General features: G+C 58.8%; 13 protein-coding genes. 7 read left to right on the forward strand and 6 right to left on the reverse strand.

Annotation, left to right across the window (positions count from 1 at the left end):
- Nucleotides 1-180 precede the first annotated feature (180 nt).
- Nucleotides 181-1,272 carry a mechanosensitive ion channel family protein gene (locus M3P88_RS04930; RefSeq protein ID WP_283773114.1) on the forward strand — a complete coding sequence of 364 codons (1,092 nt, stop codon included), beginning with the start codon at nucleotides 181-183 and terminating at the stop codon, nucleotides 1,270-1,272.
- An 80-nt stretch (nucleotides 1,273-1,352) separates the two neighbouring features.
- Here M3P88_RS04930 and M3P88_RS04935 read toward each other — a convergent pair whose 3' ends face one another.
- From M3P88_RS04935 to M3P88_RS04945, 3 genes are read right to left on the reverse strand one after another with little or no spacing between them, the layout of a single operon-like run.
- Nucleotides 1,353-2,201 carry a 23S rRNA (adenine(2030)-N(6))-methyltransferase RlmJ gene (locus tag M3P88_RS04935; RefSeq protein WP_249614938.1) on the reverse strand — a complete coding sequence of 283 codons (849 nt, stop codon included), beginning with the start codon at nucleotides 2,199-2,201 and terminating at the stop codon, nucleotides 1,353-1,355.
- 19 nt (nucleotides 2,202-2,220) lie between these two features.
- Nucleotides 2,221-2,985, reverse strand: a complete 765-nt coding sequence (locus M3P88_RS04940; protein WP_249614939.1) for a pseudouridine synthase — start codon at nucleotides 2,983-2,985, stop codon at nucleotides 2,221-2,223.
- A 10-nt stretch (nucleotides 2,986-2,995) separates the two neighbouring features.
- Nucleotides 2,996-3,889, reverse strand: a complete 894-nt coding sequence (locus M3P88_RS04945; RefSeq protein ID WP_249614940.1) for a LysR family transcriptional regulator — start codon at nucleotides 3,887-3,889, stop codon at nucleotides 2,996-2,998.
- Nucleotides 3,890-4,026: 137 nt separating this feature from the next.
- On the opposite strand from M3P88_RS04945, the gene htpX reads away from it, so the two are divergent.
- Nucleotides 4,027-4,905, forward strand: coding sequence for a protease HtpX (htpX, locus tag M3P88_RS04950; protein WP_249614941.1), 879 nt, complete (start codon nucleotides 4,027-4,029; stop codon nucleotides 4,903-4,905).
- 31 nt (nucleotides 4,906-4,936) lie between these two features.
- Nucleotides 4,937-5,923, forward strand: a complete 987-nt coding sequence (locus tag M3P88_RS04955) for a TerC family protein (protein ID WP_249614942.1) — start codon at nucleotides 4,937-4,939, stop codon at nucleotides 5,921-5,923.
- 69 nt (nucleotides 5,924-5,992) lie between these two features.
- Here M3P88_RS04955 and M3P88_RS04960 read toward each other — a convergent pair whose 3' ends face one another.
- Together M3P88_RS04960 and M3P88_RS04965 are read right to left on the reverse strand one after the other, a co-directional pair.
- On the reverse strand, nucleotides 5,993-6,379 hold the full coding sequence (locus M3P88_RS04960; protein WP_249614943.1) for a diacylglycerol kinase: 387 nt from the start codon (nucleotides 6,377-6,379) through the stop codon (nucleotides 5,993-5,995).
- On the reverse strand, nucleotides 6,376-6,966 hold the full coding sequence (locus M3P88_RS04965; RefSeq protein ID WP_249614944.1) for a phosphatase PAP2 family protein: 591 nt from the start codon (nucleotides 6,964-6,966) through the stop codon (nucleotides 6,376-6,378). Before M3P88_RS04965 ends, M3P88_RS04960 begins: the two co-directional genes overlap by 4 nt.
- Before the next feature lie 199 nt (nucleotides 6,967-7,165).
- On the opposite strand from M3P88_RS04965, the gene M3P88_RS04970 reads away from it, so the two are divergent.
- Nucleotides 7,166-8,776 carry a SulP family inorganic anion transporter gene (locus M3P88_RS04970; RefSeq protein ID WP_249614945.1) on the forward strand — a complete coding sequence of 537 codons (1,611 nt, stop codon included), beginning with the start codon at nucleotides 7,166-7,168 and terminating at the stop codon, nucleotides 8,774-8,776.
- A 128-nt stretch (nucleotides 8,777-8,904) separates the two neighbouring features.
- Complete coding sequence (locus M3P88_RS04975) at nucleotides 8,905-9,396, forward strand: DNA-deoxyinosine glycosylase (protein ID WP_249614946.1); 492 nt, start codon at nucleotides 8,905-8,907, stop codon at nucleotides 9,394-9,396.
- A 69-nt stretch (nucleotides 9,397-9,465) separates the two neighbouring features.
- Here the strand turns inward: M3P88_RS04975 and M3P88_RS04980 are convergent, their stop codons facing one another.
- On the reverse strand, nucleotides 9,466-10,044 hold the full coding sequence (locus tag M3P88_RS04980; protein ID WP_124735828.1) for a superoxide dismutase: 579 nt from the start codon (nucleotides 10,042-10,044) through the stop codon (nucleotides 9,466-9,468).
- A gap of 116 nt (nucleotides 10,045-10,160) precedes the next feature.
- Between M3P88_RS04980 and M3P88_RS04985 the strand changes: the two genes are divergently transcribed.
- Both M3P88_RS04985 and dnaB read left to right on the forward strand, forming a co-directional pair.
- Complete coding sequence (locus M3P88_RS04985) at nucleotides 10,161-11,339, forward strand: BaiN/RdsA family NAD(P)/FAD-dependent oxidoreductase (RefSeq protein ID WP_249614947.1); 1,179 nt, start codon at nucleotides 10,161-10,163, stop codon at nucleotides 11,337-11,339.
- Nucleotides 11,340-11,397: 58 nt separating this feature from the next.
- Nucleotides 11,398-12,804, forward strand: a complete 1,407-nt coding sequence (gene dnaB / locus M3P88_RS04990) for a replicative DNA helicase (RefSeq protein WP_124735830.1) — start codon at nucleotides 11,398-11,400, stop codon at nucleotides 12,802-12,804.

A 12,804-nucleotide genomic window follows, 5' to 3' on the forward strand; every position in this document is an offset into this window, starting at 1 on the left:
TTCACTGTGGCTTGAATGCTGCATTAAAAGCGGTGAAATTTTTTAATCAAGCAATAGTGAGTACTTGAAAATTGCCTGTTTTGACGTGGGGCGCGGCGTGTCATGAGCGGCAAAAAGCCGGCCAATGCGGCATAGTGGAGAAATCTGCCGCTGTTGGCGGTTCACTTTTTTGGTTCATGCATGCAAACACCCGAATTTATTCAGGCGCTCGAGCGCACCAGCACGGCCCATCCCTGGCTGGGTGAAGTCTCTCTGGTTCTGGTCTTTACCCTGTTGGCCCAGTTGGCGTGGGTGCTGTTTGCCCGCCATTCATCCGAGCGCGAGATGGGCTTGCGCCGCTCGCTGCTGCGCGCGTTTATCCGTTCCAGTTCACCTGCCATCATGGCGATCATTGCCCTGATCGGCTTTTCGCTGTTGCTGCAAACCTTGGGGCGTGAACTGTGGCCGGCGCTGCTCCCATGGATCGGGCCGCTGCGTATGGTGGCGGTGGCGCTGGTGCTGGTGTGGGGGACATTCCGTTTTATCGATGCGTCCGAGCGCCTGCATCTGGAAAGCGGCTACGACACGACGACGGCCAATGCCTTGTCCATGTTGTTCAAGGTGATCACGCTGGTGGTGGTGTCCTTGCTGATTGGCCAGTCTTTCGGTATGAGCCTGTCCGGCTTGCTGGCCTTTGGTGGGGCCGGTGGTCTGGTGATCGGTTTTGCCGCCAAGGACATCATGGCCAACTTCTTTGGCGGGCTGATGATTTTTATCGACCGGCCGTTCAAGGTGGGGGACTGGGTTAGCTCGCCCGACCGCAATATCGACGGCACGGTCGAGCATATAGGCTGGCGCCTGACGCGTATCCTGACGTTTGACAACCGGCCGATGTATATCCCGAACTCGATCTTTTCCAGCATCGGCGTGGTCAATCCGCAGCGTATGAAAAACCGCCGCATCATGACCAATATCGGCCTGCGTTACGAGGATGCGCCGCATATGGCCGAAGTGGTCGACAAGGTGCGGGCCATGCTGCGCGCTCATCCCGCTATCGATCAGGACGACACCTTGCTGGTGTATTTCAACCAGTTCGGCGAGTCTTCGCTTAACTTCATGGTGTATTGCTTTACCAAGACCAAGTCATGGGAGCCATGGCTGGCGGCGCAGCAGGATGTGTATCTGAAGATTGTCGATATCGTGCACGAATGCGGTGCCGATTTCGCCTTCCCCAGCCGGACTTTGTATGGCGCCGAGTCGATACTGGCGGCAGCAAGAGCGCCGCTGGATTGAAGGTGATGTTTCAATGAAGGGGTGCGTTAAAGCAAAAAAGCGCATGCACCGGTAGGCGGCGCATGCGCGTATGGCAAGCCTTACAAGTCGCCGCCTTGCTCCAGCGTGAAGCGGGCGCCGGCGTCTTGCCCCAGGGTTGCTACCAGATAGGGCATGACGTCTTTGAGCATGGCCGGTAGCGTCCAGGGCGCGTTCAGGATGAACATGCCGCTGCCGTGCATGCCGAAGCCGTCGCTGGACGGCTTTTGTACGTCCAGGCGCACATGCAGCCAGTTCTTGGCGGGCAGCTTTTTCATCGCTTCGAGCATGTCGCCGATTTCGCGGCGCGACAGGCACGGATACCACACGGCGTAAACGCCGGTCGAGAAGCGTTTGAGTGCTTCTTTTAACGCGTTGACCACATGCTGGTAGTCGCGCTTGTCTTCATAAGGCGGGTCAATCAGCATCAGTGCGCGTCGTGGTGGCGGCGGCAAAATGGCCTTGATGCCTTCAAAACCATCACCTTGCTTCACATGCACGCGCCGCCCCTGTTCGGCAAAATTCTCGGCCAGAATGGGGGCGTCGGTCGGGTGCAGCTCGAACAGGCGCAGTTTGTCGCTGCGGCTCATGGCTTCGGCGGCAAACCACGGCGAGCCGGGATAAAGCGTCAGATTGCCGTCGGGGTTAAGCACGCGCACCAGATCGACATAGCGTGCCAGTGCCTCGGGCAGATCGTTACGTTCCCATAAGCGGGCGATGCCGCTCTGGTATTCGGCATTCTTGGCGGCAAAGCCTTCGGTCAGCGCGTAAACGCCGGCACCGGCGTGGGTGTCGATATACCAGAAGGGCGTGCCTTTTTGCCCCAGATAATCGATCAGGGCAACTTCTATCAGGTGCTTGAGCACATCGGCGTGGTTGCCGGCGTGAAAGCCGTGGCGGTAACTGAGCATGGCGGGTATCGGTTAATTTTCAGGGTTCGGATTGTAGCGCAGCGGGCACGATGCTGCCGGCACTCAGGCTGTCTTGCCAGCCCATGCGTCTGACCAGATGGGCAAATTCGCCGCTAAGCGGGGCCGTCAGTTGCAGCAAGCGGCCGTCGTCCGGGTGGGGCAGGGTGAGCGCGCTGCAATGCAGCAGCATGCGGCCCGCACCCAGGTGCTCGGCGAAATAGCGGTTGTGTACGCCTTTGCCGAAGGTCGAGTCGCCGATAATGGGGTGGGCGATATGCTTCATATGGCGGCGCAACTGGTGGCGGCGCCCGCTGTGCGGCGTGAGTTGCATCAGCGCATAGCGGCTTACCGGGTAACGCTCGACCATTACCGGCAATTCTATGCTGGCCAGATGCTCAAAATCGGTCACCGCCGCCTGCGCTTCGCCGCGTGCCAGATCATGGCGCTTTTCCGCATCGTCGTAACGGCGCGACAGCGCATGGTCGATGCGGCCGGATTCGGCCGGCCAGCCGCGCACCACGGCCAGATAGCGCTTGTCCATGTTTTGCGCTTCGAAGGCTTGCGACAGGCTGCGTGCGGCGTCCTTATCCAGTGCAAACACCAGTACGCCGGAGGTGCCCTTGTCCAGTCGGTGTACGGCATAGACATGCTGGCCGATCTGGTCGCGCAAGAGTTGCAGGGCAAAGCGCGTTTCGTGCCAGTCGAGCACCGAGCGGTGCACGATCAGGCCTGAGGGCTTGTCGATGACGATAATGCGCGCGTCTCTATAGAGAATATTCAGCACGGGTTTTCTTTCACGAGGCGTAAAGGGCGGTGTTGCAGATTGCTTCGACCGCCCGGTGTTGCAGTTTTTTACGGTTGGCGATGGCCCAGTAGTGTTCGAATACCCCGTCGACTGGCCCGACGATGTCGACGGCAAAGTGGCCGGTGATGTCGGCACTGGCAAAAGAGGGGGCCGGAAACAGGCCGAATCCCTGGCCGCCAAAGGTTTTAAGCAGTGCGCCGTCTTCAAATTCTCCGACAACCTGCACGCGGAGATTCAGCGTTTCCAGCCAGTTTTCCACTTGCCCGCGCAGGATGTTGTCGCGTGTCGGCAAGAGCAGGGGCGCGCCGGCCAGGCTGTGCGGGAAACCGTCGCGGTATTGCCGGCATAAATCTTTTGTGCCGTAGATATTGACCGGGCAGCGCGACAGCAGATGAGACTCGAATTGCGACTGGGTGCTCAATGCCGGCCGGTCGGCCAGCACCACATCGAGCCTGTGCAGGGTCAGTTCGGTCAAGAGCTCGTCAAAGCCCGCTTCGCGGCACACCAGACGCACCCGCTCTTCCATCTGCAGCGCCGGCTCCAGTAGATGGTAGCTGACGGTCTTGGGTACGACATCGGAGATGCCGGCGGTCAGGCGTATGGTCTTGTCCAGCGCATCGTCACGCAAGATGTCGCTGAGCTCTTCGCCAAGCAGAAAAATACGTTCGGCGTAGGACAGCGCGGCACGGCCGGCTTCGGTCAGCACCAGATTGCGCCCCTGCTGGTTAAAAAGTGCCTGACCAAAGGCCTGCTCCAGGCGCGAGATCTGGCCGCTGACCGTCTGTACGCTCATGCCCAGGCGTTCGGCAGCGCGGGTGACGCTGCCTTCGCGTGCCACCGCCCAGAAGTAGCGCAAGTGCTTGTAGTTGAGCTCGGTTCGCATATGTTTCGAAAAAACAGGATGATCAATCAGTAATTATCCGATTTTATCATTAAATAGAATACGCTACTATGACGACAGTGAGTGTGCTGCGCTTTGGGCCAGTCGCTGTTCTGACAAAAAAACAAGAGGGAAAAAACATGAAACGCGTGTTCTTGCTGATCGCCACCAACATCGCCGTGATGCTGGTGTTGAGTATCGCAGCGCAAGTGCTGGGACTTAACCGCTTTATGACGAGCAATGGTCTGAATCTGACCACCTTGCTCGGCTTTTCCGCACTGATGGGTTTTGGCGGTGCCTTTATTTCGCTGGCCATGTCCAAGACGATTGCCAAATGGTCGACCGGTGCGCAGGTGATTACCGAGCCTAGCAACGAGACCGAGCGCTGGCTGGTGGGCAAGGTCAAGAGTCTGGCCGACCGCGCCGGCTTGCCGATGCCGGAAGTGGCCATCTATGAAGGTGCGCCGAATGCCTTTGCCACCGGGGCGTCCAAAAACAGTTCGCTGGTGGCCGTCTCCACCGGCCTGTTGTCCAGCATGACGCATGAAGAAGTCGAAGCGGTGCTGGCGCACGAAATTGCCCACGTTGCCAATGGCGATATGGTGACGCTGACGCTGGTGCAAGGTGTGGTCAATACCTTTGTATTCTTCCTGGCGCGTGTGGTCGGTTATCTGGTCGACAGCTTTTTGCGCAAGAACGATGAAGAGTCTTCCGGTACCGGTATCGGCTACTTCGTTACCGTTATCGTGTGTGAAATCGTATTCGGCATTCTGGCCTCGGTGATTGTGGCCTGGTTCTCGCGTCAGCGCGAATTCCGTGCCGATGCCGGCGCCGCCCGCCTGATGGGCAGCCCGGCACCGATGGCGGCAGCACTGCGCCGTCTGGGCGGGATCGAACCGGGTGCCCTGCCGCAGAATATGGCAGCTTCCGGCATCGCCGGCGGTGGCGGCGGTTTTATGGCGCTGTTCGCCTCTCACCCTAGCATCGAAGCACGTTTGGCTGCGCTGGGCGCACGCTAAGCAATAACAAACACCAATAAGGATGCTCGCTGTGGAATGGTTTTCGATGTTGTTTGTAGGCTACCCGGTCTGGGTGTGGCTGATGTTTATGGGCGTGGTCGCGGCGCTGCTGGCGTTCGATCTGGGTGTCCTGCATAAGGACCAGCATGAAATCGGCGTAGCCGAGAGCCTGAAGCTGTCGGCGTTCTATATCGCCATGGGTCTGGCCTTTGGCGCCTGGATCTGGTGGTACAAGGGCAGCGATGCCGGTATGGCGTATATCACCGGTTATCTGGTGGAAAAATCGCTGTCCATGGATAACGTCTTCGTGATCTCGCTGATCTTTACCAGTCTGGCCGTGCCGCGCATTTATCAGCACCGCGTACTGTTCTGGGGGATTCTGGGGGTTCTGGTCCTGCGCGCGATCATGATCGGTCTGGGTGCAGTGCTGGTGGCGCAGTATCAGTGGGTGCTGGTGGTGTTTGGCGTGTTCCTGATCTTTACTGGTATCAAGATGTTGCTGTCCGATGATGCGCACCCGCATATCGACGACAACAAGCTGTACCAGTGGTTGCGCCGCCATATGCGCTTTACCCCGACCCTGCACGGCGAGAAGTTCTGGGTGCGTGGTGAAGAGCACGGCATGAGCAAGGGCTGGTGGGCGACACCGCTGTTCTTGACCCTGATTCTGGTGGAAAGCGCCGATCTGGTGTTTGCCGTAGACAGCATCCCGGCCATCTTCGCGATTACGCAAGACCCGTTCATTGTCTACACCTCGAACATTTTTGCGATTCTGGGTCTGCGTGCGCTGTACTTCGCCCTGTCGGCGATGGTGCACCGCTTCCACTACCTGAAATATGCGCTGTCGCTGGTGCTGGTGTTTATCGGTGTGAAGGTCGCGCTGGTGTATTTCAACCAGATCGGCATGATTGCCATGAAGATTCCAACCCCGCTGTCGCTGGGTGTGACGCTGGCGCTGCTGACGGGGGGCGTGGTGTTCTCCTTGTGGAAGACGCGCAACGATCCGCAAAACGTTTAATTCCCTCCAGCGCTGGTAACGGCGCTTTTATCGGGGTGCCTCCTGCAGGAGGTACCCCGTTTTTTTTGCTTAATACCAGGCGCGCCACATCTCCCAGCACTCGACACCGAGCACGATAAACCAGGTAAAGATCGCTACGCCCACCGCAGCGGCGGCAATATCCTTGATGGCCTTGATCTTCTCGTTGTGTTCGGTCTCGATAAAATCGCATAGCGCCTCGATTGCGCTATTAAAGAGTTCGGCCGTCAAGACAAAAGCCGTGGCGGCAATGACGAATACGCTGTCCATCCAGTCACGCAACACAATGGATAGCAGCAGGACGATGGCGGATAGCACCAGCTTGTAGGCCACACTGAAGTCGTAGCGTACCGCATAGCTCAGACCTTCCATCACGGTGCGTATCTTGCGTAGCGGGCTGTAACCGGGGGTGCCGGTGCCGAGGAATTTGTTTCTCATATTGTTTTTCCTATCCAGTGAATGAGCCCGGCGCACCAGAGCAGGGCAAGTAAAGCGCCTGCCAGCACATCGCTGGGGTAGTGTACTTGCAGGTAAAGGCGGGAGGCGGCAACCAGGCTGGCGATGGCAAGCAAGACGATGGCCAGGTAGGGGGAGGCCGGATGATGCCGCGTACTCCAGAGCAGGGCAAGCACGAAGGCAAAGACCTGTGCGCTGTGTGCGCTGGGGAAAGACGCCCCGACCGGCATCGGATCGATGAGGGCAAATGATGGCCTTGGCCGGTCAAATAAATATTTCAATGCATTGCACCATAGACTGGCGCCGGCCAAGGATGCCAGTGCCAGCATGCCGGTGGTACGCGTAGCCGGCAGTGCCAGCAACAGGGCGCTGGCAGGTAAGAGTAAATAAAGTGAGCCCAGATGGGTGATGCCGCGCCAGAACAGGTCAAGTGCCGGAGTGCGTTGTTGGGCCAGAAACGCCAGTATGGCCGTGTCGCTATAGGCGCTGCGGCTGGCAAAGCCCAGCGCGCTCACCAGTGCGAGCATGGCCAGCCAGCAAAGCCAGCTGCCTGTCGGAGGAAGGGGCATGGTGTGATCGGGTTCGCGTAGCATTTAAAGTGTGAAAATAAAGCGTGTAAAAGGCATGACAATACAGAGCGGAGATTACCCGCATGGGTTTGGGTGAAATGCTTATACTATCATTATATTTTTCTCATATTGAATGCGTGCCATGATCGCCCTGATGGAAGCCTACCGTGCCGGCTTGTTTAAAACACGAGCACAGTGGATGAATAATATTATCGCCGGCGTCATTGTCGGCGTTGTCGCTTTACCTTTGGGCATGGCGTTTGCCATTGCCTCCGGTGCCAAGCCCGAGCAGGGTTTGTACACTTCCATCGTGGCGGGTCTGGTCATTTCCCTGTTTGGCGGCAGCCGGGTGCAGATTTCCGGCCCGACCGGCGCCTTTATCGTGATTCTGGCGGCGATTACCGCCAAGTACGGCATCGTCGGTTTGCAAATCGCCACCATGATGGCCGGCGTCATGCTGCTATTGATGGGTCTGACCAAGATGGGCGCGGTGATCAAGTTCATTCCTGCGCCGGTGATCGTCGGCTTTACTGCCGGGATCGGGGTCATTATCTGGGTCGGGCAATGGCGTGATTTCTTCGGCCTGCCCAAAGTGGCTGGCGAACACTTTCACGAAAAAACCCTGCACCTGATTCAGGCTTTGCCGGATCTGCATCCGGCCACCACCGCGTTGGCGCTGTTGTCGCTGATGCTGGTGATCTTTACTCCCAAGATTCCGTACCTTAAGCGTTTGCCCGGCCCGCTGGTGGCCATGGTGGCCGCTACATTGATCCAGACGGTGTTTGTTTTTGATGGCGTGGCGACCATAGGCAGCGCCTTTGGCGGCATTCCGCAAGGCTTGCCCGGCTTCTCCATTCCTGCGGTCACGCCGGCCTTGCTGGTCGAACTGGTCGGGCCTGCCTTTACCATTGCCATGCTAGGCGCGATCGAGTCACTGCTGTCGGCCGTGGTGGCCGATGGCATGACCGGCACCAAACACAACTCCAATCAGGAACTGGTGGGGCAGGGTCTGGCCAATATCGTGACGCCGCTATTCGGCGGTTTTGCCGCAACCGGTGCCATTGCGCGCACGGCGACCAATATCCGTAATGGCGGCACCAGTCCTCTGGCTGGCGTGGTGCACTGCCTGTTATTGCTGCTGATCGTGCTGTTTCTGGCGCCGGCGGCCGCCAATATTCCGTTGGCAGCCTTGGCGGCCATCCTGTTTGTCGTCGCTTACAATATGAGCGAAATCCGCCACTTCAAACATATGCTGCGCCATGCGCCGCGTGCCGATGTGGCCATTTTGCTGATTACCTTTGTATTAACCGTGTTTACCGATCTGGTGGTGGCGGTGAATATCGGCGTGATTCTGGCGACGCTGCACTTTTTGCGCCGCATGGCCGCTTCGGTCGATGTGCATGAAGTCAAGGGCGAAGATCTGGCGATGGAGCTGAAGCATCACGGCATTGAGCGCTTGCCGGATGATGTGCTGGTGTACGAAGTGGAAGGGCCGTTTTTCTATGGTGCGGTAGAGAATTTTGCCCGTGTGCTGGGCATTACCCACACCGAGCCGCGCGTGCTGATTCTGCGCCTGAAGCGTGTTCCGTTTATTGATGGCACCGGCTTGCGCTCGCTGGAAGAGGTTTGTCAGAGTCTGCAGGCGCGCGGGATACGGGTCATGTTGTGTGATGCCTGTCCGGATGTGCGCCATGCGCTGGTTAAGTCCGGCATCGCCCATATGCTGGGTCGTGGCGGCATTTACCGTAAGCTGATCCATGCGGTGCGCAGCTGCCTGTCGCCGACGGATACTACGGCACAGCCGTCTTAAGCCGCAGGTCACATGCCTGAAATCGATCACCGCACGCAGTGTTGAGGCGTGCGGTTTTTTTCGGCTACTTGCGCTCATGGCGGGTTTGTTTTTTGTATTTGTCCTACACCCTGTCTGCCCAATCTTTTATGAGCGAATTCAAGCATTGCTTTGCCCCTGTGGTGAATGCCCAGACCCGTATTTTGGTGCTGGGCTCTTTGCCGGGGGATGCTTCGCTGGCTGTTAGCCAGTATTATGCCCACCCGCGCAATGCCTTCTGGCCGATAGCGGCCGCCTTGACCGGCAAGCCGCTGGATGCCTTGCCCTATGGCGAACGTCTGCAAGGCTTGCTGGCCTGCGGCATCGGTTTGTGGGATGTTGTAGGCAAGGCGCAGCGGCGTGGCAGCCTGGACACGGCGGTGCGGGATGTGCAGTGCAATGATCTGGCAAGCTTGCTGGTCTCGCTGCCTGCGCTGGAAGTGTTGGCATTTAATGGTGCGCTGGCGTACAAAACCGCGCAGCGGGCGCCGGCGGTGCATGTGCCGGCTTTGGCGCTGCCATCCACCAGTCCGGCTTATACCTTGCCTTTTGCCGACAAGCTGGCCGCGTGGCGGGTTTTGCTGCCCTATTTGGGCGTTTAAGGCCGGCGCGCGAGAGGGCGGGCATGAAAAAAGGACTCCGCAGAGTCCTTTGTTGAGCCAAGGCCGGAATCAGGCGAAGTTCTTGGCCACGTAGTCCCAGTCCACCAGCTTCCAGAAGCCTTCCAGATAGTTCGGGCGGCTATTGCGGTAGTCGATGTAGTAGGCGTGTTCCCAAACGTCGCAAGTCAGCAGTGCTTTCTTGTCGGTCGTCAGCGGGGTGGCGGCGTTGCTGGTGGAAACCAGTTCGAGCGAGCCATCCGGGTTCTTGACCAGCCAAGCCCAGCCGGAGCCGAAGGTGCCGGCAGCGACGGCATTGAAAGCCTTCTTGAATTCGTCGAACGAGCCCCACTTGGCATTGATGGCGTCAGCCAGTGCGCCTTCTGGTGCACCCTTGCCGTTCGGGGTCAGGCCGAACCAGTAGAAGGTGTGGTTCCAAACCTGGGCTGCGTTATTGAAGATGCCGCCGCTGGACTTCTTGACGATTTCTTCCAGGCTTGCGTCTTCGAATTCGCCGCCCTTGATCAGGTTGTTCAGGTTGGTGATATAGGTCTGGTGATGCTTGCCGTAGTGGTATTCCAGCGTTTCCTTGGAAATGGTCGGAGCCAGGGCGTCCAGGGCGTACGGCAGTTCGGGCAGTTTGTGTTCCATTTATGCTCTCCTTGTTGCTATTTAGACAGTAACATCACCTAATCATACACGGGCAGTTTACTGGATTTGGGCGTGTCCCGCCAATAGTTGACCAGATAAGTAAAGTAAAGGCTTGCATGACGCATTTTGATGTAATTGTGATTGGTGCCGGTGCCGCCGGCCTGATGTGTGCGGCAACGGCCGGACAGCGCGGCCGCCGTGTTTTATTGCTGGACCATGCACAAAAACTGGCGGAGAAAATCCGCATCTCGGGTGGCGGGCGCTGTAATTTCACCAATAGCGGTGTGCGTTATGACTGCTATTTGTCGGAGAATCCGAATTTTTGCCGTTCGGCGCTGGCGCAATATACGGCGCAGGATTTTATCGATCTGCTGGCACGTTACAGCATCACCTGGCATGAGAAAAAGCTGGGCCAGTTGTTTTGCGACGAGTCCAGCGAACAGATTATTGCCATGCTGGACGCCGAGTGCGGCCTGGGCGGCGTAGAGCGGCGCATGGGAGTGACGATTGACGAAGTGGCGCAGGGCCCGGCCGGAGGTTTTACCCTGCAAACGGCGGATGGCGTGTTTGCTTGCGACTCGCTGGTGGTGGCCACCGGTGGCCTGTCGATTCCGCAAATCGGTGCCAGTCCTTTTGGTTACCGTCTGGCCGAGCAGTTCGGGGTGGCGCTGACACCTTTGGCGCCGGCACTGGTGCCGCTGACCTTCCATGTGGATGATGCCGCGCGCTTTGCCGAGCTGGCTGGCGTCTCGCTGGAGGTGGAGGTCAAGGCCGGTAAGGGGCGTTTTCGCGAGAATGTGCTGTTTACCCACAAAGGCGTATCCGGGCCGGCCATTTTGCAGGTGTCGTCCTATTGGGTGCCGGGCATGGACATCAGCATCGACTTGCTGCCGGGGCAGGATGCCGAAGATTTGCTGCTTGCGCGCGCCCACAGCGAGCAGCGCGTGGCCAATGCGCTGGTCGAGTGGGGCTGGCCGCGCCGCTTTGCCGATGCCTGGCTGTTGGCGCAGGGCATGGATGTGCGCCTGCGTGAACTCTCGCCCAAGGCACGCAAGCAACTGGCCGAAGCGATACATCACTGGCGCCTTAAGCCCAATGGCACGCAAGGCTACAAAAAAGCCGAGGTTACGCTGGGCGGCGTATCGACCCGCGCCTTGTCGTCCAAGACCATGCAGGCCAATGCCGTGCCTGGCCTTTACTTCATCGGCGAGGTGGTGGACGTGACCGGCTGGCTGGGCGGGTATAATTTCCAGTGGGCCTGGTCGTCCGGCTTTGTTGCCGGCAAAAACTGCTAGAATCCCGCTTTGTTATTTCGCGGCCGGCTACTGCCGGCTGCACACTTCAAGTGTCCACATGACCGAATCCACCGAGAATTTTGACAGCGAGGCTGCTGCCGTACGCACGCCGCCGCAATCCGTCGAGGCCGAGCAATCGGTGTTAGGCGGCCTGTTGCTGGACAATAGTGCGTTTGACAAGATCGCCGATGTTGTCAGCGAGTCGGACTTCTATCGTCACGACCACAAGATTATTTTCAAACATATCCTGCGTCTGGTCGAAGTGGCACGCCCGGCCGACGTGGTGACTGTCTCCGAGAGCCTGGACAAGAATGCCGAGCTGGGCAATGTAGGCGGTCTGGCTTATCTCGCGCAGTTGGCGCAGAACACGCCATCGGCGGCCAATATCCGCCGCTATGCCGAAATCGTGCGCGAGCGCTCGGTGATGCGCCAACTGGCCATTATCGGCGCCGAAATTACCGAGTCGGCGTATAGCCCGCAGGGGCGGGATGCCTCGCAACTGCTGGACGAGGCCGAGGGCAAGGTGTTCAAGATTGCCGAGTCGACGGCCAAGGGCAAAAAAGGCTTTCTGGAAATGCCCGGCCTATTGAAAGAGGTGGTCGAGCGCATCGACATGTTGTACAGCCGCGATAACCCGGATGAGGTGACCGGTGTGCCAACCGGCTTTACCGATCTGGATGCCAAAACCTCCGGCTTGCAACCGGGGGATCTGGTGATCGTGGCCGGCCGTCCATCCATGGGTAAGACCGCGTTTTCGATGAATATTGCCGAGCATGTAGCGGTCGAGCACCATCTGCCGGTGGCGGTGTTTTCCATGGAAATGGGCGGCACCCAGCTGGTGATGCGTATGCTGGGCTCGGTCGGGCGGCTGGACCAGCATGTGCTGCGTACCGGCAAGCTGCAGGACGAGGACTGGAGCAAGCTGACCTTCGCCATCGGCAAGCTGTCGGATGCGCCGATGTATATCGACGAGACGCCGGCCTTGACCGCGCTGGAAGTGCGCGCGCGCGCGCGCCGTCTGGCGCGCCAGCATGGCGGCAAGCTGGGCCTGATCGTGATCGACTATTTACAGTTGATGTCGGGCTCGGGTCGCGGCGACAACCGGACTGCCGAACTGGGCGAGATTTCGCGCGGCATCAAGGGGCTGGCGCGTGAGCTGGAGGTGCCGATTATCGCGCTGTCGCAGTTGTCGCGTGCCGTCGAGCAACGCCCGAACAAGCGCCCGATGATGTCCGACCTGCGCGAATCCGGTGCCATCGAGCAGGACGCCGATATCATCCTGTTTATGTACCGCGACGAGTACTACAACCCGGATTCGCCGGACAAGGGGCTGGCCGAAGCCATTATCGCCAAACACCGTAACGGCCCGACCGGCACGGTGCGGCTGGCCTTTGTCGGCCATTACGCCAAGTTCGAGAATGCCGCCCTGCACGGTGCCAGTGGCTGGGCCGACAGCGACGGTTAA

The organism is Craterilacuibacter sp. RT1T (genome assembly GCF_023502145.1).
In the GTDB taxonomy this organism is placed as follows: Bacteria; Pseudomonadota; Gammaproteobacteria; order Burkholderiales; family Chromobacteriaceae; genus Craterilacuibacter.